This window comes from Nonomuraea sp. NPDC049129, assembly GCF_040648495.1.
Classification (GTDB): domain Bacteria; phylum Actinomycetota; class Actinomycetes; order Streptosporangiales; family Streptosporangiaceae; genus Nonomuraea.
On sequence record NZ_JBEZDU010000037.1, the window covers coordinates 47970 to 74113 of the forward strand.

General features: G+C 68.5%; 28 protein-coding genes and 1 pseudogene. 17 read left to right on the forward strand and 12 right to left on the reverse strand.

From position 1 onward, the window contains the following. Window positions 1-50: 50 nt before the first annotated feature. A complete protein-coding gene (locus AB0B64_RS55125) occupies window positions 51-920 on the reverse strand; it encodes a LysR family transcriptional regulator (RefSeq protein WP_357952839.1) in 870 nt (289 codons plus the stop codon). A 624-nt stretch (window positions 921-1544) separates the two neighbouring features. Here AB0B64_RS55125 and AB0B64_RS55130 point away from each other — a divergent pair. Continuing rightward, a complete protein-coding gene (locus AB0B64_RS55130) occupies window positions 1545-2522 on the forward strand; it encodes a neutral zinc metallopeptidase (RefSeq protein ID WP_358202700.1) in 978 nt (325 codons plus the stop codon). Window positions 2523-2657: 135 nt separating this feature from the next. Continuing rightward, on the forward strand, window positions 2658-4499 hold the full coding sequence (locus AB0B64_RS55135) for an LCP family protein (protein ID WP_358202705.1): 1842 nt from the start codon (window positions 2658-2660) through the stop codon (window positions 4497-4499). A 98-nt stretch (window positions 4500-4597) separates the two neighbouring features. Here the strand turns inward: AB0B64_RS55135 and AB0B64_RS55140 are convergent, their stop codons facing one another. Next, window positions 4598-5356, reverse strand: coding sequence for a maleylpyruvate isomerase family mycothiol-dependent enzyme (locus tag AB0B64_RS55140; RefSeq protein ID WP_357952836.1), 759 nt, complete (start codon window positions 5354-5356; stop codon window positions 4598-4600). Between the two features lie 196 nt (window positions 5357-5552). Then, window positions 5553-6047 (reverse strand): ATP-binding protein, encoded by a 495-nt coding sequence (locus AB0B64_RS55145; RefSeq protein ID WP_357952835.1) that lies wholly within the window; start codon window positions 6045-6047, stop codon window positions 5553-5555. Between the two features lie 1078 nt (window positions 6048-7125). On the opposite strand from AB0B64_RS55145, the gene AB0B64_RS55150 reads away from it, so the two are divergent. Next, window positions 7126-7455, forward strand: a complete 330-nt coding sequence (locus AB0B64_RS55150) for a hypothetical protein (RefSeq protein ID WP_357952834.1) — start codon at window positions 7126-7128, stop codon at window positions 7453-7455. 141 nt (window positions 7456-7596) lie between these two features. Here AB0B64_RS55150 and AB0B64_RS55155 read toward each other — a convergent pair whose 3' ends face one another. Both AB0B64_RS55155 and AB0B64_RS55160 read right to left on the reverse strand, forming a co-directional pair. Further along, window positions 7597-7914, reverse strand: a complete 318-nt coding sequence (locus AB0B64_RS55155) for a hypothetical protein (protein ID WP_357952833.1) — start codon at window positions 7912-7914, stop codon at window positions 7597-7599. 101 nt (window positions 7915-8015) lie between these two features. Next, a complete protein-coding gene (locus AB0B64_RS55160; protein ID WP_357952832.1) occupies window positions 8016-8783 on the reverse strand; it encodes an alpha/beta hydrolase in 768 nt (255 codons plus the stop codon). 202 nt (window positions 8784-8985) lie between these two features. Between AB0B64_RS55160 and AB0B64_RS55165 the strand changes: the two genes are divergently transcribed. The 5 genes from AB0B64_RS55165 (at window position 8986) to AB0B64_RS55185 (ending at window position 12182) form a co-directional block, all read left to right on the forward strand. Beyond that, the gene (locus AB0B64_RS55165; protein ID WP_357952831.1) at window positions 8986-9606 is read left to right on the forward strand and encodes a hypothetical protein; all 621 of its coding nucleotides are present in this window, start codon (window positions 8986-8988) and stop codon (window positions 9604-9606) included. A 153-nt stretch (window positions 9607-9759) separates the two neighbouring features. Then, window positions 9760-10371: an AAA family ATPase gene (locus tag AB0B64_RS55170; RefSeq protein WP_357952830.1), complete on the forward strand. Its 612-nt coding sequence runs from the start codon at window positions 9760-9762 to the stop codon at window positions 10369-10371. A 114-nt stretch (window positions 10372-10485) separates the two neighbouring features. Then, window positions 10486-11193 (forward strand): nucleotidyltransferase domain-containing protein, encoded by a 708-nt coding sequence (locus tag AB0B64_RS55175; RefSeq protein WP_357952829.1) that lies wholly within the window; start codon window positions 10486-10488, stop codon window positions 11191-11193. A gap of 141 nt (window positions 11194-11334) precedes the next feature. Then, entirely contained in the window at window positions 11335-11559 is a 225-nt protein-coding gene (locus tag AB0B64_RS55180) for a hypothetical protein (protein WP_357952828.1), read from the forward strand. Further along, complete coding sequence (locus AB0B64_RS55185; protein WP_358202742.1) at window positions 11556-12182, forward strand: hypothetical protein; 627 nt, start codon at window positions 11556-11558, stop codon at window positions 12180-12182. The genes AB0B64_RS55180 and AB0B64_RS55185 overlap by 4 nt, the downstream gene beginning before the upstream one ends. A gap of 170 nt (window positions 12183-12352) precedes the next feature. Here AB0B64_RS55185 and AB0B64_RS55190 read toward each other — a convergent pair whose 3' ends face one another. Then, entirely contained in the window at window positions 12353-13210 is an 858-nt protein-coding gene (locus tag AB0B64_RS55190) for an MFS transporter (protein WP_358202749.1), read from the reverse strand. Between the two features lie 173 nt (window positions 13211-13383). Here AB0B64_RS55190 and AB0B64_RS55195 point away from each other — a divergent pair, with 173 nt between their 5' ends. From AB0B64_RS55195 to AB0B64_RS55205, 3 genes are all read left to right on the forward strand, one after another. Beyond that, the gene (locus AB0B64_RS55195) at window positions 13384-14568 is read left to right on the forward strand and encodes a PHB depolymerase family esterase (protein ID WP_357952825.1); all 1185 of its coding nucleotides are present in this window, start codon (window positions 13384-13386) and stop codon (window positions 14566-14568) included. A 115-nt stretch (window positions 14569-14683) separates the two neighbouring features. Next, window positions 14684-15523 (forward strand): helix-turn-helix domain-containing protein, encoded by an 840-nt coding sequence (locus AB0B64_RS55200; protein ID WP_357952824.1) that lies wholly within the window; start codon window positions 14684-14686, stop codon window positions 15521-15523. A gap of 64 nt (window positions 15524-15587) precedes the next feature. Then, window positions 15588-16169 carry a dihydrofolate reductase family protein gene (locus tag AB0B64_RS55205; protein WP_357952823.1) on the forward strand — a complete coding sequence of 194 codons (582 nt, stop codon included), beginning with the start codon at window positions 15588-15590 and terminating at the stop codon, window positions 16167-16169. Between the two features lie 173 nt (window positions 16170-16342). Here the strand turns inward: AB0B64_RS55205 and AB0B64_RS55210 are convergent, their stop codons facing one another. From AB0B64_RS55210 to AB0B64_RS55220, 3 genes are all read right to left on the reverse strand, one after another. Further along, on the reverse strand, window positions 16343-17566 hold the full coding sequence (locus tag AB0B64_RS55210; RefSeq protein ID WP_358202763.1) for a serine hydrolase domain-containing protein: 1224 nt from the start codon (window positions 17564-17566) through the stop codon (window positions 16343-16345). A 287-nt stretch (window positions 17567-17853) separates the two neighbouring features. Next, window positions 17854-18522 (reverse strand): hypothetical protein, encoded by a 669-nt coding sequence (locus AB0B64_RS55215; protein ID WP_358202768.1) that lies wholly within the window; start codon window positions 18520-18522, stop codon window positions 17854-17856. A 59-nt stretch (window positions 18523-18581) separates the two neighbouring features. Then, window positions 18582-18992: a hypothetical protein gene (locus AB0B64_RS55220; RefSeq protein ID WP_358202775.1), complete on the reverse strand. Its 411-nt coding sequence runs from the start codon at window positions 18990-18992 to the stop codon at window positions 18582-18584. Between the two features lie 152 nt (window positions 18993-19144). Between AB0B64_RS55220 and AB0B64_RS55225 the strand changes: the two genes are divergently transcribed. Both AB0B64_RS55225 and istB read left to right on the forward strand, forming a co-directional pair. After that, entirely contained in the window at window positions 19145-19543 is a 399-nt protein-coding gene (locus AB0B64_RS55225; RefSeq protein WP_357952819.1) for a hypothetical protein, read from the forward strand. A gap of 126 nt (window positions 19544-19669) precedes the next feature. Beyond that, window positions 19670-20323: pseudogene (gene istB / locus AB0B64_RS55230) on the forward strand (IS21-like element helper ATPase IstB). 95 nt (window positions 20324-20418) lie between these two features. On the opposite strand, the gene AB0B64_RS55235 reads toward istB, so the two are convergent. Continuing rightward, complete coding sequence (locus AB0B64_RS55235) at window positions 20419-21144, reverse strand: dienelactone hydrolase family protein (protein ID WP_358202782.1); 726 nt, start codon at window positions 21142-21144, stop codon at window positions 20419-20421. 631 nt (window positions 21145-21775) lie between these two features. Further along, the gene (locus AB0B64_RS55240; protein WP_358202790.1) at window positions 21776-22945 is read right to left on the reverse strand and encodes an alpha/beta fold hydrolase; all 1170 of its coding nucleotides are present in this window, start codon (window positions 22943-22945) and stop codon (window positions 21776-21778) included. A gap of 99 nt (window positions 22946-23044) precedes the next feature. On the opposite strand from AB0B64_RS55240, the gene AB0B64_RS55245 reads away from it, so the two are divergent. Beyond that, window positions 23045-23662, forward strand: coding sequence for a TetR/AcrR family transcriptional regulator (locus AB0B64_RS55245; protein WP_358202799.1), 618 nt, complete (start codon window positions 23045-23047; stop codon window positions 23660-23662). Window positions 23663-23712: 50 nt separating this feature from the next. Here the strand turns inward: AB0B64_RS55245 and AB0B64_RS55250 are convergent, their stop codons facing one another. Further along, entirely contained in the window at window positions 23713-24441 is a 729-nt protein-coding gene (locus AB0B64_RS55250) for an AAA family ATPase (RefSeq protein WP_358202806.1), read from the reverse strand. Window positions 24442-24613: 172 nt separating this feature from the next. Here AB0B64_RS55250 and AB0B64_RS55255 point away from each other — a divergent pair, with 172 nt between their 5' ends. The 3 genes from AB0B64_RS55255 to AB0B64_RS55265 all read left to right on the forward strand — a co-directional run bounded on the left by AB0B64_RS55255 (window position 24614) and on the right by AB0B64_RS55265 (window position 26129). Then, on the forward strand, window positions 24614-24802 hold the full coding sequence (locus AB0B64_RS55255) for a hypothetical protein (protein WP_357952814.1): 189 nt from the start codon (window positions 24614-24616) through the stop codon (window positions 24800-24802). 84 nt (window positions 24803-24886) lie between these two features. Beyond that, window positions 24887-25603, forward strand: coding sequence for an NADPH-dependent F420 reductase (locus AB0B64_RS55260; protein ID WP_357952813.1), 717 nt, complete (start codon window positions 24887-24889; stop codon window positions 25601-25603). A gap of 148 nt (window positions 25604-25751) precedes the next feature. After that, a complete protein-coding gene (locus AB0B64_RS55265; protein ID WP_357952812.1) occupies window positions 25752-26129 on the forward strand; it encodes a MerR family transcriptional regulator in 378 nt (125 codons plus the stop codon). Window positions 26130-26144: the final 15 nt, after the last annotated feature.

Consider the following 26144-nt stretch of genomic DNA (forward strand, 5'->3'; position numbering starts at 1 on the left):
CGCTTCCGGCCGGGCGCGGCGGCGGCCGAAGGCGATGTGCTCAGGACGGGTCAGGCGGCGCTGCCCTTTTCGGCGGCGGCCAGGAAGTCCTGGGCGATCAGCGGCAGGCGGCGACGGGCGTGCACGACGGCGATGACGCGGCGGACCGCGGGTTCCAGCGAGCGCACCACGAGGCCCGCCCGACCGGCCTGTTCGGCCATGCCGCGGTACCACAGCAGTGACGCCTGGCCGGTGCGTACGGCGTTGAGCCAGCCGTTGCGCTCGTCGGTTTCGAGCACGACGACCGGGCTGACGGCGTACTTGCCGAACATCGCGTCGAGTTCCCTGCGCCGGACGCTGCCCCGTGCGGGCAGGGCCAGGCGCATCCCGTCGAGCTTGCCCATGGGCACGGGATTGGGCAGTTCGAGGCCGGGCGGGGAGATCAGCACGATCTCCTGGCGTTCGAGCGGATGGGTGATCAGATCGGTGGGTACGGGCAGATCGGTCAGGCCGAGGTCGGCCCGCTGATCCCTGATGGCGTTGACGACGGCGTCCCGGCCGTCACAACGGACGATGTGCACGCGGACACCTGGGTGCTCGGCGGTGTAGGCGGGCAGCAGCCGTCCGGCCAGGCCGGGTTCGAGGCTGGGCGTGGCGGCGATGCGGAGCTCCGCCTCCCCTGTGCTGCCGTGATTGGACAGGCTCTCGATCTCGTGTACGGCATCAAGAGCCTCCCTTGCCAGTTTGACCACCCGCCGGCCTTGTGCGGTGACGACGACACCGCGTCCGGACCTGGCGAAGAGCGTCATGCCGAGTTCCCGTTCCAGATCGCGGATCGCGCGCGAAAGCGCAGGTTGCGCGATATAGAGCGATCTGGCCGCGTCGGTCATGGTGCGGTGCTCCGCAGTCGCGACCACGTAGCGGAGCTGCTGGAGGTTCATGTCAAAGAAGCTAGGACACCAGCTGCCGCGCGGTCCGGGACATAGCAGAGATCACCTCGAATGATTTCGGACCGTAGCCAGACACCGCGACTTCTGTGACGGGTGATAAATCGGTATGCTTCTGCCCCAAATTCGGCAAATGTCCAACCAGTGACGTACCAAGTCACCCTTTACGGACAACCGAGTCAAGGGGGATACACGGTGACAGGCAACGGGCAGCATCCACCCCCGCCTCAGGGGCCAGGTCAGCCCCTGCGGCCACCGTCGCGTCCGTGGCCGCCGCCGGGTCACCGCGAGCCGCAGTCCCAGAGTTACGGTCATCCGGGGCAGCAGCCGCCTCCCCCGCCTGGACCGGTCTATCCGCCGCCTCCGCCGGGGCCCGTCTATCCGCAGGGGCCGGTGCATCCCCCGCAGGGCCAGCCGTACGGGGCGCCGCCCCAGGGGCAGCCGTACCCGCCTCAGGGGCAGCCGTACCCGCCAAGCGGGCAAAGCCGGCCGCACCCGCCAGGCGGGCCGTATGGGCCGCCACAGGGCGGCTCCTGGCATCCGCAGCAGCCGCCTCCTCCCCCGCGCCCGCCCATGCCGCCGGGGCCGTGGGGGCCGCCGCCGCGGAAGAAGTCGGGCATGGGGGTGATCGGCATCCTCGGGGCGGTCTTCGGATCGATGGCGGCGCTGTTCGTGCTGCTCGTGATCGCCACGGCGATGCTCAAGGGCTCGTCCAGGCCCGACACGACCACGCCGGTCGCCATCCCCTCCTACACCTACAACACCGGGACGCCGTCCCCGTCGGAGTCGCGGAGCCAGACCCGGTCGAGCGAGCCGACGGCGACGCGGTCCACCGAGCCCGAGACGCCGACCCGGCCCATGCTGAACACGAGCACGAGGAACAACACCCTGTACCGGGTCGGCACCCTGCCCAGGGTGGCCTGCCCGGCGGGCGGCGCGAGCATCTTCAGCCACAGCCAGCTCAAGGCGCTGATCCTGAAGACCGGCAGGTGCATGGACCGGGCCTGGGGGCCGATCATGCAGCGGCAGGGCATCCGGTTCACGCCGCCGAGGTACTCGATCGTGGCCACGCGCGGCAGGGGCGCCTGCGGCGACTACCCGTCGCCGGGGAGCATGGTGCCGTACTACTGCCCGCGCAACAACACCATCTACGCCTCCACCTCGGCCATGGCCAGGGGCAACGGGAACGCCCGCGGCTACGGGGAGATCATCTCCTGGCACGGCGGGATCATCAGCATGCTGGCCCACGAGTACGGGCACCACGTCCAGAACATCTCGGGCGTGATGGACTCCTGGTGGAAGCAGACGGTCGACTCCAGCAGCCGGAGCGGCAAGCTGGCACTGAGCAGGAAGCTGGAGCTCCAGGCGACGTGCTTCGGCGGCATGTGGATGCGGTCGGTGGCCGCGTCTTACCCGGTCAGCACCGCGAACCGCGCCCGCCTCTTCGCCTTCTACGGGCAGGTGGGTGACTATCCCGGATACCCCCGCGACCACGGCAACAGAGTGAACAACAGCCGGTGGTTCCGTCAGGGCTGGGAGAGGAACCAGGCGTTCCAGTGCAACACCTGGATGGCGGCTTCGTCGACGACCTCCTGATGTCATGGCCTGTTCATCTCAGGTTGGGTACATGTCTTGGATGTCCCTATATGGGAGCTAGACTCCTGGCAATCTTGTGCCCTACGGGGTGCAAAAACCATGGGTTTCGCCAGGTAGGCGTGTGAAGGAGCCGGTGTGAGCAAGCGCGATGGGGTGGACACCGCGCCCGAGGGCAGGAAACGGCGCGCTCCCCGCCGCTCGGGCACAGGGTCCGAAACCGGACCAGGAGAGGGTTCGGACCCCGGCCGTTCGGGCGAACCGCCGGACGCGGACGACACCCCGCAGAACCGCACCCCCGCGGACGACACACCGCAGAGCGACGCCCCCGCGGACGGCCCCCCAGCCGCGGGCGGCCACGGCACGCGTCCGGCCGGCACGCATCCGGCGGGTCCCGGTGGGACCGGGCCGGGCGGCACCGGTCCGGGTGGGAAGGGCCGGGGCGGCAAGGGCGCTCGCGGTCCCGTGTCCTCCGGCGCCGGGCGGCCCAAGCCCCGGCCGCGGGCGGGCTCGGCGGCGCCGCAGTTCGCCAAGCCGCTCTCCACGGGCGGCCTGCTCGGCTGGACCCTGCTGTCCGCCATCGTCCCCGGCACCGCTCACCTGCGCGCCGGGCGCCGTCGTACCGGCCTGATCATGCTCGGCGCGTACGTGGTGCTGCTGCTCGCCGGGCTGGCGTTCGGGCTGACGCGCAACGATGGCAACATCGCCCAATTGGTCGGCGCCGACATGCAGATGACGGTCATCGTCATCGCCGCTGTCCTCGCACTGGCCTGGTTCGCCATCATCGTGCTGTCGTACGTGGCACTCGGCCCCAACCGGCTGAACCAGCAGGGCCAGATCGTCTCCGGCATCGTGGTCGGCGTGCTCTGCGTCTCGGTCATGGCCCCCTTCGCTTTCACCGCGAACCTCGTCCTGACCTTCCGCAACGCCTCCCAGAAGATCTTCGTCCCCATCGCCCTGAGCACGGACCCGAGTGTCGCGCCGATCAAGGAGAACGATCCCTGGAACGGCAAGGACCGGGTGAACTTCCTGCTGATCGGCGGCGACGCGGCCGGCGACCGTACCGGCGTGCGCACAGACAGCATGACGATCGCCAGCGTGGACGTCGCGACGGGCAAGACGGTCCTGTTCAGCCTGCCGCGCAACCTGCAGCACGTGCACTTCCCGACGTCCTCGCCGCTGCGCAAGCAGTTCCCCAACGGCTTCATGGCGGAACTGCCCAACGGCGGCCTGCTCAACGAGGTCTGGCAGTACGCCACCGACAACCCGCAGATCATGGGCGGCAAGAACAAGGGCCCGCGCGCGCTGATGGACGCCATCGGCTACACGCTCAACTTGAAGATCGACTACTACGCCATGATGAACATGTACGGCTTCGCGGACCTGGTCGACGCCATCGGCGGCCTCAAGATCCGCGTCGAGCGTGACATCAAGTGGGGCGGCCACTTCGGCACCGCGGGCACGATCAAGGCGGGCTACAAGAAGCTGACCGGCGAGCAGGCCCTCTGGTACGGCCGGTCTCGGGTGGACAGCGACGACTTCTCGCGCATGGCCCGCCAGCGCTGCGTCATCGGCGCGTTCGCGCAGCAGGCGACGCCGGACAAGATCCTGTTGAACTTCGGCAAGATCGCCGATGCGACGAAGCGGCTCGCGCAGACGAACATCCCGCAGGAGCTGGTCGAGCCGCTCGTGGCGCTGGCCGTCAAGGTGAAGAGCGCCAGGATCACCAGCTTGCAGTTCGTGCCGCCGGAGTTCCTGTCGGGGCGTCCCGACTGGCTGAAGATCCGGCGGGCCGCAGAGAAGGCGATCAAGGACTCGGTCCGGCCGGCTCGGAGCGCGCAGGCGGCTGACGTCACGTCCTCGCCCGGGACGCCCACGACCAAGCCGACTCGTTCGTACGCAGCCGCCAAGCCGACCCAGACGCCCACCCAGAACAGCCAGAAGACCGCCCAGAGCCTGTCTGAGCTCTGCGGGCTGTAAGCCCCGCCGCCCTGCCAAGCCGCGTTGCTCTTCGGCCGCACCCACCCGGTGCGGTCGGAGAGCGCTGCTGGGTCACCGGGTCACTCAGGTCACTGAGGTTACTGGGTCGCGAGGGAGAGGAGTCGGCGCAGGTAGGTGACCTGCTCGGGGTCGCCGGTGACCGACACCTCGCCACCCCTGCCCCACACCCAGCGCAGCAACTCGTCGGGCGCCCCCGACACGACGGTCCGCGCCTGCTCGACCGCCCTGTCGGCGGTCTCGTCGGTGACGGTGATCTCGGTGGGCGTGGCCCGTACGAGCCAGGCGCGCTCTCCGCCGACGACCGCGATCGCCCCCTTGAGGTCGGGGCGCAGGGCCTCGGCGAAGCTCTCGGGGTAATGGGCGAACTCGTGCGCAAGCATCACCTTGAGCCCCTCGTCCACCCCGTCGAGGGCCAGGTCGTCGGCCGCGGGCGTCACGGGCAGGCCGGCCGCGAGCTCGGCGTCGACGCGGTGGATCACCGTCTCCTGGGCCATGCGCCTGATCCAGAAGCCGACGCTCTGGTCGGGCTCGTACCAGGTGAGCGCGTAGTCGTCCGGGGCCCTCGCGGCGAACTCCGCCATCAGCTCGGCATAGGCCCGGTCGAGCACCGCGAACGGCTCCTCACCGGACAGGTCGGGCGGCCACGGCGTCGGCCACTCCCCGCGCAGCATCGTCTCGGCCTTGTGCAGGTAGACCTCAGTGATGTGCGCGACCAGATCGGCGGCGGTCCACCCCGGACAGCTCGGCACGGGCGCCGCGTCCGGCGCGGCGGAGGCCGCGGCTCTGAGCAGGCCGTATTCATCGGCCAGACAGGCCAGCAAGCGAGGGGCATCCATGGCACCCACCCAACCACGCATCGCCGGCACACGGCATCGCATTAAAACCGGCGGCGTGTCGCCAGATAAGCCAGCAGCGTGCCTTGCCTGGTCGGCGACGTATCGCCTCAGGCCAGCGGTGTGTCGCTGTGAACAGCTCGCGGATCGAACAGGCGCCCCCACAGCGCCCGTTCCTCTCCCGCTCCGGCGTCAGGTGCTAGGCGGCGCTTCCGGGCCCTCTCCCGGCGAACAGCCCGCCCCGCCGTACGGCCGGCATCCTCGGACGCCGGTACGGCAACGCGAACCATGTCGCCTTCCCGATACGCCCCGGACTGGTGACGTACTTCTGGGGATGGCATCCCCAGAAGCCTTCGGAGAGCGCGGCGACGATGCACAGCCCCCGCCCGCGCTCGGCGTCGGCGTCGACCAGACGGGCCACCGGCAGCGGCGGACCGCAGTCCACCACCATGCACACGATCTCCTCGGGATCGGCGTGAAGCACCAGCTCATAGGGTGCCTCTCCATACAGGAAGGCATTTGTCACCAATTCGCTGGCCATTAGCACGGCGTCATCGACGAGATCGGGACTCAGTTCCAGTCCGGTCAGCGCGTCACGGACGACCGTTCGGGCATACCGGACGGCCTGCACATCTTCGCGCAGGGGCCAGGCATGCTCGGCGTGTGTTCGCGGGACGGATCGCAGTGGGGTCATTGGCTTCTCCTTCCGCGTTCAACTGTCGAAACGTGTACGGAAGAGAGGTCAAAAAAGGCGGATCTTGAAAAATCGTTTTTCGCCGGACCCGCCACGCACCGCGACCCGCCGCACATGGTGACCCGCCGCACACCGCAGCCCGCCGCACACCATGGCCCGCCGCGTACCGTGCCCCGGCGACCTCTCCGCTCGGCGACTCTCCGTAACGCCCTGCCCGGTAAGCCCAGACCTCCCAGCCGCAGCCGGGCCCCGTCCGATCGGTTCATGGCCCCGCACGCTGACTCCTTTCGCCGCGCTGACTCCTTCCACAAGGACATGTCAGCGCCACGCCAGCGATACGAAAGCCGAAGCGGCGAGCATGAAGTCCGCAGCCTCGAAATCCCTTGGAGATTCGCGACAAAAGGAGAGTCGCATTGAGAACGACAGCACGATTACTCGCGATGACGACACTGGCCGCAGGTATGGCGCTCATCGCGGCACCCGCGAACGCCGCCACGGGAACACTGACTCTTTCCACCAGCCCCGCCGGGCAAAGAATCGTGTATAACAATCCCACGGCCGGTTGTTACAGCACCACATCAGCCTTCAACAATGCCACAAATCGCACGAATGTCGCTGTCACCGTTTACCAAGGAACGCACTGCCAGGGACTGTCCCTAATCATCGCTCCGGGTACGAGTCCCGTGCCGGTCGGAGACCGTCTCAGCGTCTCCGTCCCCGCCTAAGGGTTTTCGATCCAGAAGAAGGGATGAAGTATGCACAATCGCATGGCGAGGCGAATAGCCGTCGGCGTAGTCGGCCTGGGTCTGGCGCTGACTCCCGTGGTCCCCGCATTCGCGGCGCAGAGCAGCTCGGCGAGCCGGCAAGTGGCGGGTCCCGCGCAGGTGGAGAGCCACACGGAATGGGGCGGGTGGTATTCCAGCGTGGACAGCTGCGCCGAAGTCGGCCGGGCATACGTCCACCAAAACGGAGCTATTGGATTCACCTGCCGGCCTCTCAACGGCCAGTGGGCCCTCTGGGTCGTCTACGACCCCTCCCCCTGACCTTCGATCCGATGAATCAAACTCAGGAGAGAACAGTGCGGAAAATCAAGAAGGCCGCGACGACGCTCGCGATCACGGCCACGCTCGCCGCCGGCGGCATGACGCTGGCCGCGCCGACTTGGGCGGAAAGCGCATCGTCCACCACGCAGGCGAACGCCGCGGCGGGAGTCTGGTACATCTTCAATTTCTATCCGGACGAGGGGACCTGCGAGGCTCAGCGCAGATGGGGCGCCAGTCAGGGCTGGTGGACCTGGGACCATTCGGCCTGTGCGACCAACGGTCGGGACTGGGCGCTCTTCATCCTCTACGACGCGGCCCCTTCCGCGAAGCAGGCGCCACTTCCCGAGGGTTGGCAGCGGTCCTGATTTCTCGGCGAAATATGAGATAGCGCGAAAAGGTGCCTTCTAACCTGTCTGGCGGCGACTTGCTGGGGTCGCAGCGGAGGCAGAGTGGAAGGCACCTTTTCGTACCGGAATTCGGGGTCCGGCATTCGTACGATCGCCAGGTCAGCAGGCCCTGACTTCGTCGAGGTAGGAGCCCCAGCCGTGCCGGAAGAGGAAGGTCTTGTGCGGCTTGAGCACCTTGCACTCACTGTCGAAGTTGTACTGGATGACGATCTTGACGCGGATGGTGTGCCCGCAGTCGTTGCGGACCTTGACCCACTTGTTGTAGTCGTGCCCGGTCCAGGTCGTGGCGCAGTCTGGGGCGCCGTCCCGGGCGGCCGACTCGGTCGAAGCCGAGGCGCCGTAGGCCGGAAGTGCGACCAGAGCGGCAGAGACGAGTGCCGCCATCGCCGCGAGTCGGATCTTTTCTCTCATGCTCATCTTGCGCGTCCCCTTTCTCCGTTTTCTCCGTCCGAAATGTCACGCCGACCGTAGGAGCGGGGATGTTGAGGTCATGTTGAGGATGCGTCTAGGGCCTGGCGCTACGCGCGGGCGCGGGCGTGCGGGCGGAGGGTGGCCAGCCAGCGGCGAAGGAGGCCGGCGAAGGCCTGGGGGCGTTCCAGATGCAGGAAATGCCCGGTCCCGTCCCACGTGACCATCTGTGACCCGGAAGGTGCGGGGATCGAGGACTCCCACGCGGCCGGCTCGCTCAGCGAGCGGACGCAGAGGACCGGGCGGGTGCGCCTGGCCAGGTAGCGGCGCGTCGCGGGCCGGGCGCCGAACGCGTCCGGGCCCAGGTACATGCCCTCATAGCAGGCGGCCAGTACGTGACCAGGGGTGGCGAGCAGCTGAGCGCGTACCTCGGCGGGCAGGGTGCCGAGCTGGCGGACGGCCGCCGCCGCGCCCTTGGCCCGCAGGGCGGCCAGCCGTTTGCCGAACAGCCGCTCCTCGGCGGCGTCCGCACCATAGGCGGGATCGACGACCACCAGCGCGGAGACGTGTTCGGGGTGCTCCACGGCCATGGCGGTGACGACCTGAGCGCCCATCGAGTGCCCCACGGCGACGACCGGTCCGGCGTCGAGGCGGTCGAGCAGGGCCACGAGGTCCCCCGCCAGGTCGATGGGCCGGTAGCCGTCCATGGGCGCCGGCGACCCGCCGTGCCCGCGCAGGTCGGCGGCGATCACCCGGTGACCCGGCTGGAGGGCGTCGGCGATGGGCGCCCACGTACGGGCGTGACCGCCCCAGCCGTGCACGAGGAGCAGGGTCTCGCCCTCGCCACGATCGGTGTGGCACAGCGCGATGGGGGCCATCAGCGTGAGCTCTGGCGGATCATGGGACGCCCTCCTTGAAAGCGCTTTCCAGCCATCGTAGGCGCTGCCGGCCCGAACCCGGCCGATGAGGTCTCCTGGACACCGTCGGCGTACGCGTCGCGGCCCGCACGCACCATTGACATTCACCGGCCGTCCACGCGGGCGCGCAAGATGTGTCGGAGTGATCATGTAGGTTCCTGGCATGCCTGATGACGACGATGAACCCGACGACGCTACGGATGAGCCGGCAACGGAACGCGCATTCTTACGGGAGCAGATCGAACTCGCGGTTCTCGGCGGTTTCGCCGATGAATATGACATAGAGGACTGGCTGGAGGATGAAACGACCGACGAAGATCTGCTGGAGGAGCTGAAGGCGTACGCGGAAGAGCTGTTCCGGCAGGAGCGGGCGCATGAGGACACTTGGCTCACCCCCACCGTGAACGACGCCATCGACCAGGCGTTCGAGGAGCTGAACGAGCGCGGCCTCGTCGCATTGCAGAACGCGGGTTTCACGATGTCCGACGGTTGGACCGACGCGCTCGAAGCCGCCTCTGAGCTACCGGACAAGCCCCGCGGCGCGGTCTTCTATCACGGCCAGGACCTCGAGTCCGGGGTTCAGGGCCACGGGCTGATGCTGGCGTTCGGCGCCTTCGAAGACGACGAGGCGAAGAGCGAAGCGGCGAGCGCCGCCATCGCACGAGAGGTGTGCGACACCCTCACCGCTCACGGGGTCGAGGCCAAGTGGAACGGCTCCGTCAACTCGCGCATCGAGATCACGCCGTTCCCGTGGCGAAAGCGCCGCTGGACCGATGCCCCTTGATTCTCGGCCCGCTGCCCAGGGAACAGTCTGTGACGCCATCCCCCTGGATCTGCGGATAAAGACGCTGATGCGGCACTCTTGTCACCTGACGTGCAGCAAAATGTGACCAAAGCACGTGTCCGTCCTATCGGGGTGAGGGTGAGGGTGAGGGTCTTGAGTATCTCGGTGCCGGCGGCTCCGGAGGCCGCTGGGACGCTGCGCTACCCGGCCGGCTCCCTGGTGATCCTCACCGGCCTGCCCGGCGCGGGCAAGACCACGCTGCTGCGCCGCCTGTACGCCCTGGACGGCACGGAGAGCCGCCCGGTCGTGGCGGGGTCGGTGGTGGTGATCGATTCGGCGCAGTCACGCCTGAGGTGGAGCACGCGTCTGGGCTGGGCGCCGAAGCCGGTGCGTACCGCGGTGGTGTTCACGACGCATGTGTGGCGCATCGGCCGGGCGTTGCGGGGCGGGAGCGCGGTGATCGCGCACAATCGCGGCTGCGGGTCCGCCGTGTTGCACGGGTTCGCCTGGCTGGCGCGCCGGTCGGCGGTCCCGTTCCATCTGCTGCTGCTCGACGCCCCTCCAGCGGACGCGCTGGCCGGCCAGCAGGCCAGGGGCCGGGTCGTGGCGACGCGGACGTTCGCGCAGCACAATCGCCGCTGGGAGGCGCTGCTGACGCGGGTCCGGGCCGGCCGCACCAGTCCGGCCACCGGCGCGCACGTCCTGGACCGGCCGACCGCCGATCTCCTCGAAGGCATCCACTTCGACGGGCCTGTCCCCCGCTGACCGCACGCGCGCCGCATCGGCTGCGTGCCTGGCCCTGCGGCGGGAGCCTGCGGGCTCCTACGACACCCACCACCTGCGGGCGCTGCCCGATCACCACCCCCCGAAGGATCTCCCGTGACCAACATCCCCGGCACCGTGCTGCTGGCCGGCGTCGTCGGCTCCACCGCCTACGGTTTGGCCGGGCCCGACTCCGACGTCGACCGGCTCGGCATCTTCGCCACCCCCACGCTGGCCATGGTCGGCCTGTCCCGGCCCAAGGACAGCATCGTCCACACGAACCCCGACCGGACGCTCCACGAGGTGGGCAAGTGGTGCTCTCTCGCGCTGGGTGGCAATCCGACCGTGATGGAGCTGGTGTGGTTGCCCGACGACCTGTACGAGACCCGTACACCGGTCGGTGACCAGCTGATCGCCATCCGGACCGCGTTCCTGTCCGGTCCGCGGGTCCGCAATGCCTACCTCGGGTACGCCACTCAGCAGTTCCAGCGCCTCGACCGGCGCGGCGACGGCTCGTTCTCGGCCGACACCCGCAAGCGGACCAGCAAGCACGCCCGCCACCTCGCCCGCCTCTTGCACCAGGGGCGCGAACTGTACGAGACCGGCCACCTGCCGATCCGGCTCCCCGACCCCGAGGCGATCCGCGCCTTCGGCGAAAGGGTCGCGGAAGGCAGCACCCAGGAGGCCCAGGACCTCCTGGCGGCCACCGAGAAGGCGTTCGACACCGCGCGCACACCGCTGCCCGCCCAGGCCGACGCTGCCACGGTCGAAGCATGGCTGCGCGAGGTCCGCATCGCCCACTGGAACCCACCGGCCGACCGCTGACCGCCCTGCTGCGGACCACGGCCGTCGCTGTCTACCGGGGCAGCTCAGGAACTGGTCGGGCAACAGCGCTGCGGGCAGACATGTCGCCACAATCTGCAACCTAGGTTGCCTTTAATCGTGCAACCTCGGTAGCCTAAACTGATGATGAGGAAGCGGGATCTGGAGCGACGCATGCGCAAGCTCGCCAAGGAGTACGGCGTGCCCGTTGAGTCCACCGAGGGTGGCAGTCACACCAAGTGGCATGCCGGTTCGGAGGCGATGCCCGTGCCTCGTCACTCGGAGGTCAACGAGCGGACGGCGAAAGGAATCTTGGAGAACTGGGAGAACATCCTTGCTGAGGTCGCGAAGGAGCAGGAGGAGCAGTGAGCAGGAACGACACTTTCACCATCACCGCCAGTCGGAGCGATGACTGGTGGGCTTTGACCGTCTCCGGACCCGGCCTCAAGCGGAGCTACCACACACAGGTGAAGCGCTTGGAGCAGGCGGAGGAAATGGCGCGTGACCTGGTGGCCACCATGCTGGATGTGGACATCTTCGAGATCAACGCCGACTTCGACCTGACCGTGGCCGACGATGAAGTGGCTACAGAACTGGAAGCCACGCTGGTGACACGCCTCGCGGCGACCCTCGTCAAACAGAAGGCCGCCGAAGCGACGCAAGCGACAGTGGCTGATCTGGCGCGAAGAGGTTACGTTCACCGCGACATCGGCTACCTGCTAGGCATGTCACATCAGGCGGTCGGAAAGCTGCTGAACGAGGCGGAGAAGGAGACAGCCGCTTCCGCGGACGATGCCGGTACACGTTCCCTGGCACTCTCCCTCAAGGAAATGCTTGATCGGCTGCACATGACCCGCGACACGGAAGCGCTGTTGAAGTCTTATCTGCTCGAGGTGGCCGCGGGCGATCCGATGGACCGCAAGCTGAGCAGGCTGAGGGCGCTGGGCGAGCAGCTGCGTCACGGCAGACGGCGGAGGCTGACAGACGCCTGATCAGGGTCGGAAGGCGGAGCTGAGGCGGCACGCCCGGTGCGCGCGGTGACCACCATCACGGCGAGGCCGAGCGCCACGACCGCGGCGCCCACGTACAGCGGCGCGGTGTAACCCAGGCCCGCGAAGCCCGAACGCCGCGAGCGTGGCGGCGAGTCCCGCCAGGGACACGATCAGCGTGCGGTCGCGGTCGCGGTCGGCCCCCCGGCCCCCCGGCCCCCGGCGACGTTGCCGATCACCAGGCCGCTGCCGTAGACGACGAGCAGCCAGGCGACATCGGCGCTGGTGAAGCCGGTGACCTCGGTAAAGGTGTAGGCGATGTAGCTGAACGCCCCGAACATGCCGCCGTAGCCGAGGGCGGTGGCGGCCAGGGTCAGCCAGACCTGCCGGGAGCGGAAGGCGCGTAGCTGGGGGCGCAGACCGGCCGGCCGGTGGGCCTCGTGCACGGCGCCCGCCCAGGCCGGAACCCACACGGCGATGGCGGCCAGGGCCAGCACGCCGATCCCGGTGATGGCCCAGAACGTGGCGCGCCAGCCCCAGCGTTCGCCGACCAGAGCGCCGAACGGTACGCCCAGCACGTTGGCGACCGTCAGCCCGGCGAACATCACGGCGACCGCCTGCGAGGCCCGCTCCGGTGGGACCATGCGGCGGGCGACCAGCGAGCCGATGCCGAAGAAGGAGCCGTGGCACAGGGCGGCGACGACGCGGCCGAGCAGCGCCACGGCGTAGCTGGGCGCGACGGCGGACAGCAGGTTGCCGAGGACGAACAACGCCACCAAACCGACGAGGACGGCCTTGCGGTGGATGCGGGTGGTGGCGGCGGTCAGCAGGATCGCGCCGATCGCGACGCTCAGGGCGTATCCCGAGATGAGCCACCCGGCCGTGGCCTCGGAGACGTCCAGGCCGCGGCTCACCTGGGGCAGCAGGCCCGCGATCACGAACTCGGTCAGGCCGATCCCGAAGCCGCCGAGCGCGAGCGCGACCAACCCGGCGGGCATCCGCCGCGCGTTCCCGTCCTGTCGGATGTTCACGTATAGATCATGGGGGGTCGGTCGCCAAGCTTGACAAGGCTGTCCGCGACAGAGGTATGGGCCGGACTCACATGTGCGCCTCCGGGAATTCTGGTGCGTGCCACATATCAGGCCGTTCGCCCGGAACGTACCGTCACGGGCAATCGCCAGGCGTGTGAACCACGGAGTCGCCGATGTTTCCACTCCCCAGCCGAGCCGTCGTCAGAGCCGTGACGGCGCTCGTCCTCATCCTCGCCGTACTCGCCGTCGCGCGCCCGTCCCGGGCGGCCTCCCTGACGAAGGTCACGGGGTTCGGCTCGAACCCGGGTGCCCTGAACATGTGGGTCTACCGCCCCGACGGCCTGCCCGCGGGCTCCCCCGCCGTCGTCGCTTTGCACGGCTGTACGCAGAGCGCCGACGCCTACTACACCAACTCCGGCTGGCGGAAGTTCGCCGACCTGTACGGTTTCGCGCTGATCTTCCCCGAGGCCACCACCCCGCCGTCGAACTGTTTCCAGTGGTTCCAGGAGGGCGACATCGGGCGCGGCCAGGGCGAGGCGCTGTCCATCGCCCAGATGGTGTCGTACGCGACGAGCACCTACCAGCTCGACCCAGGTCGCATCTCCATCACCGGCCTGTCCGCGGGCGGCGCGATGACCGCGGTCATGGTCGCGGCGTACCCGGAGCTGTTCGACGCGGCGTCCATCGTCGCGGGCCTGCCGTACCGCTGCTCCCCACCCGCCTCGACCAGCACCTGCATGAACGGCCCGGTCACCAAGACCCCCAAGGACTGGGGAGCCTTGGTGCGCGGCGCGTACCCCGGATACACCGGGCCGCGACCGAGAGTCTCGATCTGGCACGGCCAGGCCGACTACGTGGTCAACAAGGCCAACGGCGTCGAACTCAGGGACCAGTTCACCGACGTACTCGGCCTGTCGCAGACCCCCGCCTCGACGACGAGCCTGCCGGGCGGCACCACGATGGAGACGTACGGCGGCGGTGAGGTCCGCTTCTACCGGATCGCCGGAATGGGGCACGGCACGCCGGTCGATCCGGGCGGCGCCGCGGAGCAGTGCGGCACGGCGGGCGCCTATTTCCTCGACACCATCTGCTCGGCGTACTACGACACCCACTTCTTCGGCCTCGACACGGGATCGCCGCCGCCCCCCACACCGACGCCCACCCCCACCCCGTCGCCGCAGCCCTGCTTCACCGCCACCAACTACGCGCACACCCAGGCGGGCCGGGCCCACCAGTCCGGCGGTTACGCGTACGCCAACGGCTCCGGCCAGGCGATGGGCCTGTGGAACACGTTCGTGACGACGACCTTGCGGCAGACGGGACCGAACTACTACGAGGTGGCCGGCACCACCTGCTAGGTCAAAGGGGGCGGTTGATCATCAGGCGCTGAAGGAGAAGCGCCCGCCGCGGTTCTACGGCGGACGGCGTGCGACGATCTGGCGGTCCGCCCGTGCATCGGCGATGCTGTGACGCGTGAAGTACGTGTCCAGAGTGCCGCGACCGCCGCTGGACGGGCTGATCGACGACCTTTACTACCTGGAGGGTGAGCCGCCGTACGCCCGGCTGACGCTGCCGCCGATGCCTGCGGCGTTGCTCGTCGTCAACCTCGGGGCGCCGTTCCGCATCCGCGCCGGCACCGACATCGAGTCGGCCGGGTACGCCGACGGCTGCGTGGTCACCATGCCCACCCGCGCCTTCGAGTTCGGCTATCCGCCGGGGACCCGGTCAGTCGGCGTGCACATCAAGCCGTGGGGGCTGGCGCCGTTCCTGCCGATGCCCGCGGCCGAGCTGTGTGACCGGCCGGTGACTGTGGAGCAGGTTTGGGGCCGGCCCGCCATCGCTGAGCTGCGGGACCGGCTGGCCACGGCGGCCGGGCCCTACGAGATGCTGACGCTGCTCGAGGAGGAGCTGATGCGACGGCTGTGCGAGACCGCCGGCCTGGGGCTGGTCCGCCATACCAGCAGCGTCATCGCGGCGACCAGCGGGGCGGTGGCGATCGGCGACCTGAGCGTGGCGGCCGGTGTCAGCAGCACTCATCTGGCGCGGCGGTTCAAGGAGCTCATCGGCGTCACGCCGAAGCGGCTGGCCCGCACCTACCGCTTCGCCGCCACCGTGTTCGCGATCGACCCCGCCGGACCGATCGACTGGGGCGACCTCGCCGGTGGCGCCGGCTACTTCGACCAGGCCCACTTCGGCCACGAGTTCCGGGCGTTCACCGGACTCACGCCGACCCGGTACGTCGAAGTCCGGCGGCGGTTCCTGCGCGAACATCCCGGCCACGTGCTGGACGGCTGGCCGCTGCCGGCCGATTGATTTCTTACAAGAGCGACAGCTCACGACACGCTAATTTGGGGCACCCCAAGCAGAGGAGAGCCCCGTGGGCAAGGTGGTCATGTACAGCTCGGTGTCGGTGGACGGCTTCGTCGCGGACGAGAACGACCAGCCCGGACCGCTGTTCGACTGGTTGTCCAGCGGTGACGTCCCGTTGGACGAGAGCGGCGAGCTGAAGGTGTCGCAGACGTCCTACGACTACACCCGGCCGTACTGGGACCAGATCGGGGTGACGATCGTCGGCCGCCACGTCTTCGACATGACGGACGGCTGGGACGGGAAGCCTCCGAGCGGCATCGACCACGTGGTCGTCGTGTCGCACCGGCCGATGCCCGAGGGCTGGGACCCCGAGGCGCCGTTTCACTTCGTCGACGGCGTCGAGGCAGCCATGGCCAAGGCGCAGGAGCTCGCGGGTGACCGCATGGTCGAGGTCGCCGCCGGCGACGTCGGTGGCCAGGTGCTTGCCGCGGGCCTGATCGACGAGGTGCGCATGGACGTCGTACCCGTCGTGTTCGGGTCCGGCAAGCGCTACTTCGGGTCGGTCGACGCACAGCACCTGTTGGAGGACCCTGACGTGGTGATTCAGGGCAACCGGGTGCTTCACCTGCGCTATCGGGTGCGCCGATAACTGATCTGAACGGGTACGCGAAGAAGCTCCTTCATGCTGGCCAGTCGCCGCCGGAGCGAAGCCATGAACCTCCCAGAAGCGCCGCACACAGCGCATCCGCCTTTCCCGGCCCGAGCCGGTGGATTTCCCGGCCCGGGCCTCTTTCTTCGGGGCGGCTACGCCGTGGCCGCGCGTCAGCCGCCACCGCCGCCGTCGCCGGGCGACGCCCCGGTGATGGCCCGCGTCTGCTGTCCGGTGATCTCCTGCAGCGGTATGTCGTCGTAGTTGCTGAGGACGACGCCGACCCACCCGGCCTCCGGGTAGATGCTCCAGTGGGTGGAGCTGCCGGGGTGGACGCCGCTGCGCGAGAGCTCCCACTGGCCTTCGACGATGTGGGCTGTCGGCCCGTAGGTGCTGAACCCCGGGGAGCCTCGGAAGTTGGGGGCCTTGACCGAGGTGAACACGTCGGCCCAGGCCGGGTCGAGCACGGTGCCGTCGTACAACGCTTCCGCGAACCGGATCAGGTCCGGTGCGGTGACGAACCCGCCGTCCGGGACGAAGTTGCGGGCATTGTTCTGGCCCGCCAGGCCCGGGCTCGGGCTGTCCTTGTCCAGGTTGCGGACGGCGTCCACCCAGCTGCCGTCGGCCTGTTTCATGTACGAGTGCGCGATGTGCTCGTCGGCCAGCCACTGCGGCCTGGTGTAGTACGCCGAGCCGGCCATGCCGCAGCGCCCGAAGATGTGCTCACGCACGTAGTCCCAGAACGTCATGCCGGTCACCGCCTCGACGATCTGCACGGTGACGTCCGCCCCCCAGCCGGGTTTCTCTGAACCCGCGCCGGGGGCGGCCACCAGCTTCGCCTGCCGTGTGTACCGCTGGTAGTACTCGTGCTGCTCCTCCTGGCTGTGGAAGATGCGTTTGTAGTCGTGCTCCGGAAAGGACAACCCGGAGGTGCCCATGAGCAGGTGGTGGATGCGCACCTGCTCAGCGATCTCCTTGGCGAAACCGGTCAGGTAGGTGCCCACCGTGTCCCACAGCTTCACCTTGCCCCGCTGCGCCAGCTGCACAATGGACAGGCTGACGAACGGCCCGCCGTAGAGATTGAACGCGACACCTTCGTGGTTACGGATCCCCTTCTCCTTGTCGGCCATGCCGTAGCTGCGCGACAGCACCGTCCGGCCCCGGTGCGACAGCAGCACCACTCCGGAGAACTTGTCCTCGGCGGCCAGCTTCGCCACGTACCGGTCATAGGCCCCGCCGGGCCGGGTATCCGGCGGGATCCGGTCCTGCTCGGACGGCTCGGACGCGGCGGCGGGGGCGGCGCCTAGGCACGCGCCGGCCGCCATCACACCGGCGGCCAGACCGCCCCATCCGAGCAGCCGCCGCCGCTCGACACCCCGTACGGAATCCGAGTCCATCGCATCGCTTTCCCCGCGCGAGGCAGGAGGCGAGTGCTCGTTGAGGACGCGATGGTCCTGGGCACTGTTGGTCATGGCTGCGATATTTCGTCGCGAATATCACCGGCCCGCGCGCGTGATGTCACCGTTGCTCGACAAACCCCTGATCTCGACCGGGACTCCGTGACAGTGGCTGCTGGCCGCAGCGCCGCCCGGGAACGTTGACATCAGCGTTCGGCGTCGGCGCTCGCCCGCGTCAGTGCGCCCGGTTTGCCGCTGGACAAGGGCTCCGTCCGTCTTTCAGCTCGTCAGCCGGCAGCGACCGGATACCGGGCTGCCGCAAGGTCGTCGGCGAGATCCTTCACGGCAAGATCAGCGTTCAGCGCGGTGACCACCCCCCGCGTCAGCGGACGGAGGGCATAGACGTGCCGCACCGCATCGAGATCCACGGGCACCTCGTAGTAGTCCTCCGCGAACCGCCGGAACGCCTCCGGAGACGGATCGACGAGCCGTGCGAACAAACCCGCCGCACCATCGGGATCGCTCACACCATCCGGGTAGTCAATCTCACCCACCCGCCAATGACCATCGCCGACCTCACGCCATAGGCAGGCGGTCACGACCGGCATTCCGTCCTCATCGCAGAACGCCGGCTCCTCCGCACAAGGGCGTAAGGCCTCGGGAACGTAGTCGAGCACCCCCGGCCACGGCCCATCGTTGCCGTACGGGCTCATCGCCGACTCGTGGGCGAAGCCGCGGATGTACGCACCTGCCGCGGAGAAGACGATGGAGTACTCATCTCCCGAACCGTTGCGCATCGAGGCCATCTCCTCCCCAGGGCTCCAGCCCGCGTCGAAGGAGTGGTAGCGACTGGACCATTCCGGACTCAAGATGGCCTCCAACACCGCCATGGACCGGCACAGATCGCGAAGCGCCGGGATATCAGGCAGCAGCCGGGCCGCATCGTGAGCAGTCATGAGCTCATCCAATCGGATGCCAGCGACATCCCTGTGTCCTTCCGATGGGCATGAGACTTTCAGCACTTCACATCCGCCATGTCCGTACCCGGCGGCAGCGACTCCCGGGTCCCGTTAGTCCAGGTGACGGCTATACCCCATGGCCGGTCGGTCGTCTCGCGGACCACCAGGTCCAGCTGGATCCGCGCCTCGTTATAGAGCGACTTCTCCAATACGCCGGTGACCCAGAATCGCCGTACGCGGCGGATCAACTCGGTCCGCGCTTGCGTCGAAGGAAAGTCTGCAGGCCGCTCGTCCTTCTGCACGACTTCCAGCACTGCCGTGGCGATCACGATCACGAGCATCAGCGGCCACGCCACCCATAGTCTGCTCTCCCATGCTGCTGGCAGAATCCCGGTGGCGACATTGGTCGCCACGCCGAGCATCGCGATGAAGAGGACCGAGAGCACGATCTGAGCGCGACGCAGCATGACACTCTTTCTACATCTAGCGCTTGCTGGTTATGGGGGAAGGGATGCGGACCCGCGGGCGCTTCGGTCGTTCAACCGGGATGCGAATCCCCCAATGACCCGGCCGCTCTGTGTCCTCTCCTGTGGGCCGACCGCAAGCACATGACCACGGATTGTTCTCGTCAACGCCCATCGGTGGCCAGAATGCGGCGGCTTGCAAGGCCCATGGCGACCGCGACGGCACCCGCGCGCTGATCGAAGTGCTGCTCCTGACCCGTCACATCCCTACCGAGCATCTGGTCACCGGCCTGGCCGCCGCGCTGCGGGCCGGCGCCCTCACCGCGGACGCGGTCGCACTGGAGGCCCGCAAAGCCGCTGAGGAAGATGAACAAGCCGCTCCCGAGCCCGCCCAGCACGACAACCACGAGGCAACGGTGACGTTCCTGACCGAACGGCGCCTGGCCCGGCTTCCCCGCGACACCCGGCCGCTGCCCTCGGTGACGGCCTATGACCAGCTCCTCAAACGCGCCCGGCCGCCCGACGAGCGCCCAGCCCAAGAAGGAACACCATAAGCGTCCCCCACCGCGGCATGACCGAACAGGCCGCCCGGCCTCCATCGATCAGGCCTGCTGGATGCTCCGCCTGCCCAGCTCCGCACCGCCTTTCCCGAATTGGCAGAGCAGGCGACCCGCGAGCAGATGTCCTACCTGGGATTCCTCACCGAACTCCCACTAACCGAATGCGACGACCGCGCTCGCCGCCGCTCTGAACGCCGCATCAAGGCCGCCCAGTTTCCCCGCGACAAGTCCCTGCGCGCCTTCGACTTCCACGCCAACCCCAACATCGATCCCGCCACCATCCATACGCTCGCCACTTGCGAATGGGTGAAAAGGGGTTAGCCCCTCTGCCTGATCGGCGACTCCGGCACCGGCAAGTCCCGCCTGCTCATCGCCCTCGGGACCGAGGCCGCAATGAAGGGCTACCGGGTCCGCTACACCCTCGCCACCAAGCTCGTGAACGAACTCGTCGAGGCCGCCGACGACAAGGTTCTCGCCAAGACCGTCGCCCGCTACGGACGCGTCGACCTGCTCTGCATTGACGAACTCGGCTACATGGAACTCGACCGGCACGGCGCCGAACTCCTCTTCCAGGTCCTCACCGAACGCGAAGAGAAGAACAGCGTCGCCATCGCCAGCAACGAGCCCTTCTCCGGCTGGACCCGCACCTTTACCGACCCGCGCCTCTGCGCCGCGATCGTCGACCGGCTCACCTTCGCTGGCAACATCATCGAGACCGGCACTGACTCCTACCGCCTTGCCCAAACCCGAGCCAGAGCCGAACAAGCCGGCTGACCACACTCACAGGGGTGGGACCCCAATACGCCAGAAACCTGCCGTGGTGACCGGTAAGCGCTGGTCAGCGGGTGGCCGAGCTTGGACTGACCAGATCACTCCGTCACGGGCAGGCACTCGGCGAGCAGGTCGACGACGTCGCGCCAGGCTCGCTGCGCGTGCCGTGGGTGGTAGCCGACGCCGGGGACCACGGTGTGGTCGACCGTCGGGTGGTGGAAGGCGTGCAAGGCGCCGCCGTAGACCACGAGGCGCCAGTCGACGCCCGCGGCCTGCATCTCGGCGGTGAACGCGTCCCGTTGCGCGGGCGGCATGATCGGGTCTTCCGACCCGACCCCGGCCCACACCGGGCAGCGAATGCGCGCCGCCTCGCCCGGTCGGCCCGTGGTCAGTGCGTTGACAGTCCCGATGGCGCGGAGGTCGACGCCGTCGCGCCCGAGTTCCAGCCCGATGGCGCCCCCGGTGCCGTAGCCGACGGCGGCGATCCGGTCGGGGTCGGTCCGCAGTTCGGCGCGCAGCACGTCGAGCGCCGCGTGGCCGATGCCCCGCATCCGGTCGGGGTCGGCGAGCAGCGGCATGCAACGGGCCAGCATCTCCTCGGGGTCGGTGAGCAAGCGCCCGCCGTGGAGGTCGAAGGCCAGCGCCACGTATCCCAGCTCGGCGAGCGCATCGGCTCGGCGGCGCTCGACGTCGCTGAGCCCTGGGCCCTCTGGTCCGAGCAGCACCGCGGGGCGGCGCCCGGTGCCGGAGGGCAGCGCAAGGTGCCCGATCATCGTCAGGCCGTCGGCCGGGTACTCGACCGTGCGGGTTGTCACTGTCGTCATGAGACTGGACTGTAGTGATCGTCGAGCCCGGTCGGGCCGGTGTTCACCGCTGGCAGAGTTCACCGCTGGCAGAACAGCGCGGGTGTGCCTCTGAAATGCGGCGATGGCTCACAAGGTCCGTCACAAACCCCGTTCTCGCGGCAGCGTTATCGGATCATCTGCCCTGGCCACGGTGCTGGAGACTGACCCTCGCGGCAGGTTTCTGGCATATTCCGGCCCACCCCTCACACAGCGTCACGAGAGCCATGCCCCAGACCCACGGGCATGGCTCTCGTTTTCACCAACACCCAAGGCAGTTGATCAGCAAGTGGCTCTCAAACCGACCGACACATGGCTCTCGGATCCACCTTCATAGCCAGCGGGGCGAGCAGCTCGTGGCGGTCCTCGCGTTCATCTTGGCGCCTTTGGCTTTCTATCTGGGTCAATTTAGTGGCCTCCTTGGCGGAGTCCTTCGAAGCGACAGCCGATGCCTCTGACGCGTCCGCGGATCGTACTGACGCCCGGTACGAGGCGTAAGCGATCACGATGGCGATCGTGCGAATGACGCCGGACACTAAGGGTGACCTACGGTCATGCCACCGGCCCTGACGGTCCCGGCCTCATGAAAGCGACTGCGGGCCGGCCTGCGAGGTCAGTCGGCGAGCAGGGTGTCGAGCCAGTCGAAGGTGCGCTGGTGGAACAGGGAGAGCGCGCCCTCGTGGCAGTGCTCGCCCGCGCCTTCGTCCTCGCGGAAGGAGATCAGCTCCTTCTGGCAGGTCAGCTCGTCGAGCAGGCGCTGCGGCTGCCCCTTGAAGAACTGGTCGTTCTCGGCGTCGAGGACGAGTGTCGGGCAGGTGATCTGGTCGGCGATACCCGCCATGGTGTACGCCTCGCTTGCCTTGACCAGTTCGTCGATGTCGGAGACACCGAAGGTCCACCGGCCGTTGCGCACCACCCATCGCACCATGGTGTTCTGCGCCATCAATGCCTCCATGCCGCCGGGCATCGAAGCGGCACGGCCGGCGGTCGCGGCGATGACCGCGTGGAAGTCGTAGACGCCGTCGTGCAGCACGCACGCGGCGACGCGGTGCTCGAAGGCGGCGGCCCTCGCGGCGAGGTAGCCGCCCAGGCTCGTACCGACAAGCACGAGTCGCTCGGCGTCCACCTCGGGCACGGTGAGCGCGAAGTCGACGGCGGGGGTGACCACGGCCTCCCAGTCCGGCCGGAAGTGCAGGCCCTGTTCGCGGACGGTGCTGCCCTGGCCGGGGCCGTCGAAGGCGATGACGTTGTAGCCGCGCCGCAGCGCGCCCGCGGCCAGTGCCAGGTAGTCCTCCTCGAGAGTGGAGTCGTACCCGCCGTGGTAGAGCACCGTCGGGCGCGGGGTGCCCGAATCGTCGGCGAGGAACAGGTAGCCGGGAAGCGTGATGTCCTCGTACGGGATGCGCAGGGCGCGGGCCGGAGTGTCGAGCAGGGCGGCCGCGTCGGCGAACGTCTGCTGGGAGGCCTTGGCGAGCCGCGCCGACTCGGCGTCGGCGGCGGGATTCTCGCGGCGGTAGAAGTCGGCGGTCCGGTAGTAGTTGGACGCGCGCAGCAGCGCCTCCCGGGCGCTGACTCGGTGACCGGCGGCCAGCGCGTCCCGACCGATGCGCTCGATGCGCGCCGCCGTCGCGGCCCACTGGGCCGACCAGGCCTCCTCGTCACCTTCCGGGATCTGCCGGCAGGTGACCAGGACCTCGCCGAGGTCGGCGCCGCTATAGGCGGCGTAGCCCGCGGCGCGCAGCGCCTCGAAGGAGAAGGACTCGTTGTCGTAGAGGAATTTCATCGTCGGCTCTTTCCGAAAACGGAACGGAACGGCAGCGTTCCATTACGCCGATAAGGTAACACATGGAACGACACCGTTCCGTTCGCTATGCTCGAGAGCATGACAGTGCAGCAGCAGAAGGAGAGCCAGCCGGCGACCGGCGGGGCGGTCCTGCGCCAGCGGGTGACCGAGGCGATCACCGAGGCAGCCCTCGCCGAACTCGCCGAGACCGGGTACGCGCGAATGTCGATGGAGTCGGTGGCCCGGCGCGCCGGCGTGGGCAAAGCCGCGCTCTACCGGCGCTGGCCCTCGAAGCAGGCGATGGTCACCGAGTTAATCCGTAGCAAGGTCACCGACGCGATCCCGCCCACACCGGCCACGGGTGCCCTGCATACGGACCTGCGCGAGCTGCTCGCCACCTTCCGCGGCCAACTGGCCAATCCGCTACTCGCCCGGATCGCGGCCGGACTGCTCGCCGAGGCCAGGTACGACGACGCCCTGGCGGAAGGGCTCTACACCGGAGTGACCGCACCGCGGCGGGCGGCGGCGCGCGCGATACTGCAGGGCGCGATTGATCGCGGCGAACTCCCCCAAGGGCTGGATCTGGACCTCGGCACCGACCTGCTGATCGCACCGCTCGCATTCCGCGTACTGGTCATACAGGGCCGCAGCGACGATGAGTATCTGGAAACGCTGACCAACGCGATCGAGGCGGCGCTGAAAGCGGCCGTCCGCTGACCTCGCCGTTTCGGCTGGGGCGGAGTCAGCCAACAGCGAGGTTAAGCGTCTCAGTCCTGATCCAGGGCGTACCTCAGATAGAAATCGGGCTTGGCGAGGAATCGTCGCCAGTGGTCCACCAACTGGAGCTTTTCCCAGTCGGTGGTGCGGATACCGTGGTCACCGAGTTCGATGACCTGCGCCCCCGGAAGGCTGGTGAGAATCGGCGAGTGGGTGGCGCAGATGATCTGTCCGCCTTCGGCGGCGACGCGGTTCATGAGGGCTACCAGGCGCACGCATGACTGGAACGACAGGGCGGCTTCGGGTTCGTCCATGAGGTAGAGCCCCGGCCCCGACACCATCCGCTCAAGAACGGTGAAGAACCCTTCCCCATGGGATTGCTCCGTCAGGTCGTCCTCCCAGAATCCATACCGGCCAGACACGTTCTGCCCCAGGTTGAAGAGTGTTTCGGCGCGGAAGAAGAACGCCCGCCGCTTGAGGCGGGGGCCGTGAAGCAGTCGCAGCCCCGTTGCGGTGAGGTCTGCGTCAAGGACCTCCCCCAAGGGGGTGGCGGGTCCGGTGCTGGCGTACTTGGTGCCGGCTTTGCCGCCTTCCGAGTTGAGGCCGCAAACATCGGCGACCGCTTCCATGATGGTGGACTTTCCGGAGCCGTTCTCCCCGACGATGAAGGCCACAGGGGCGGCGAGCTCGAGACCTCGTTCCGCCAGGTGGCGAACAGGCGGCAGCGTCGCGGCCCAACCTGGTGGAAGGCTGCGGGCAGTTAGCTGGGTGAGCAACACGGCTGATGCCTTCCTGCGGGCTGGATCAGCCGGGCCGCGTGCGCGCGTACCGGACTGACAAGAGTTGGGTGGTCACCACTCCGGGCGGCACGATCGAGAATATGCGCCGCGGCAGCAGACCGCTGCGGCAGACGGCCGTCGGGGCGTCGAGGACGTTCAGTACGGATATTTGGTGCTTATCGCCGCGGGGATGGCGGCGTGTGGCGCGATGTTCATGCCGGCCGGTCGCCGCCGGAGCGAAGCCAAGGACCCCCAGAAGCGCCGCGCACAGCGCATCTGCCTTTCCGCCATCGGCCCGGAAAGGATCATCGACCGCGCCGCTCCATCGCGCACCGCTGATTTGCCTCTGACATTGATGTGAGGTCTTAACGTGGCCCAGGGTGGCCGATACGTTCACGGGTGTATGGGCTCGGAGGAGGCCACGACGTAGAGGGAGGAATCGGCGATGTCGACTCTGGGAATCATCGGAAGCGGAAAGATCGGCTCGGCGGTCGCGCGGCTGGCGGTGGCGGCGGACATCGACGTGGTGATCGCCAACTCGCGTGGCCCGCAGAGCCTGGCTGCGCTGGTCGAGGAACTGGGGCCGCGAGCCACGGCAGGCACCGTGGAGCAAGCTGCCCGCGCTGGCGAGGCGACCTTGCTCAGCATCCCGCTGACCGCCTACGGTTCCGTGCCCGCCGAGCTGCTGCAGGGACGGACCGTGCTGGACACCGGCAACTACTACCCCTTCCGCGACGGCCGGATCGCCGAACTCGACGCCGAGAAGGTGACCACGACCGAGCTGGCCCAGCAGCTCTTGCCCGGTGCCCTGCTGGTCAAGGCGTTCAACAACATCCTGGCCCACCACATCCCGCAGCTCGCCCGGCCCACCGGAGCCCCGGACCGCAGCGCCCTGCCCATCGCCGGCGACGACCCCGGCGCGAAGGCTCGGGCAGCGCAGCTGATCGAGCGGCTCGGCTTCGACACCGTCGACGCCGGAACTCTGAGCGAGAGCTGGCGTTTCGAGCCCGAGTCCGGCGCCTACACCCAGATCTACCTCGCCGACCCCGACGTACCGGTCGAGCGCATACTCCAGGCCCCCGCCGCGCCGCTGCCGGCCGACAAGCTTCGCGCCGCGTTGCAGGCGAGCCAGCGGGTGAGGGTCGCCGAACGCACCTTCTAAAGCTCACACCAAGGCCTCCTGTCTGGCGCGCCGTGGCGAAGCCGCCGGGTCATGCGGGCAACGTGAAACCACCTCCAGGGGCTCGTGGGGCACGCCGCTACGCTAAACCTGACATCGATGTGCGAGGCAATCCGGGATGGAGGTGGCCGTGCGGATCGGTGATCTCGCGCAGCGGACCGGGGCCAGCGTGCGCTCCCTGCGCTACTACGAGGAGCAGGGCATGCTCGCCAGCCGGCGCAGTGCGAGCGGGCAGCGCCACTACGACGAGGACGCTGTGTGCCGCGTGCTCTTGATCAAACAGTTCTTCGCCGTCGGAATGACCGGCAAGGTCATCGCCGCGCTGCTGCCGCACGTCAAGGACTCCGGGGAGCGCTGCCCTCCGGCGGTACTACGCCAGCTCACCGCGGAGCGCGACCGCATCGACGCCCAGTCGGACGAGCTCGCCCGCACCCGGCAGACCCTGGACGCTCTGATCACGACCACGCAGGAGGCCATGCGTGGCGCCCCACCCATGAACCCCACCTGACCGGCATCCGATCAG

Bases quoted from the DNA above. Each gene is read 5' to 3' on its own strand.
- AB0B64_RS55155 (WP_357952833.1), bottom strand. From the start codon at position 7,914: ATGAGCATGAGAGAAAAGATCCGACTCGCGGCGATGGCGGCACTCGTC.
- AB0B64_RS55220 (WP_358202775.1), bottom strand. From the start codon at position 18,992: ATGCTGCGTCGCGCTCAGATCGTGCTCTCGGTCCTCTTCATCGCGATG.
- AB0B64_RS55235 (WP_358202782.1), bottom strand. From the start codon at position 21,144: ATGACGACAGTGACAACCCGCACGGTCGAGTACCCGGCCGACGGCCTG.
- AB0B64_RS55245 (WP_358202799.1), top strand. From the start codon at position 23,045: ATGACAGTGCAGCAGCAGAAGGAGAGCCAGCCGGCGACCGGCGGGGCG.
- AB0B64_RS55145 (WP_357952835.1), bottom strand. From the start codon at position 6,047: ATGACCCCACTGCGATCCGTCCCGCGAACACACGCCGAGCATGCCTGG.
- AB0B64_RS55240 (WP_358202790.1), bottom strand. From the start codon at position 22,945: ATGAAATTCCTCTACGACAACGAGTCCTTCTCCTTCGAGGCGCTGCGC.
- AB0B64_RS55130 (WP_358202700.1), top strand. From the start codon at position 1,545: ATGGGGGTGATCGGCATCCTCGGGGCGGTCTTCGGATCGATGGCGGCG.
- AB0B64_RS55215 (WP_358202768.1), bottom strand. From the start codon at position 18,522: ATGACTGCTCACGATGCGGCCCGGCTGCTGCCTGATATCCCGGCGCTT.
- AB0B64_RS55195 (WP_357952825.1), top strand. From the start codon at position 13,384: ATGTTTCCACTCCCCAGCCGAGCCGTCGTCAGAGCCGTGACGGCGCTC.
- AB0B64_RS55160 (WP_357952832.1), bottom strand. From the start codon at position 8,783: ATGGCCCCCATCGCGCTGTGCCACACCGATCGTGGCGAGGGCGAGACC.
- AB0B64_RS55210 (WP_358202763.1), bottom strand. From the start codon at position 17,566: ATGGACTCGGATTCCGTACGGGGTGTCGAGCGGCGGCGGCTGCTCGGA.
- AB0B64_RS55140 (WP_357952836.1), bottom strand. From the start codon at position 5,356: ATGGATGCCCCTCGCTTGCTGGCCTGTCTGGCCGATGAATACGGCCTG.
- AB0B64_RS55165 (WP_357952831.1), top strand. From the start codon at position 8,986: ATGCCTGATGACGACGATGAACCCGACGACGCTACGGATGAGCCGGCA.
- AB0B64_RS55260 (WP_357952813.1), top strand. From the start codon at position 24,887: ATGTCGACTCTGGGAATCATCGGAAGCGGAAAGATCGGCTCGGCGGTC.
- AB0B64_RS55125 (WP_357952839.1), bottom strand. From the start codon at position 920: ATGAACCTCCAGCAGCTCCGCTACGTGGTCGCGACTGCGGAGCACCGC.
- AB0B64_RS55180 (WP_357952828.1), top strand. From the start codon at position 11,335: ATGATGAGGAAGCGGGATCTGGAGCGACGCATGCGCAAGCTCGCCAAG.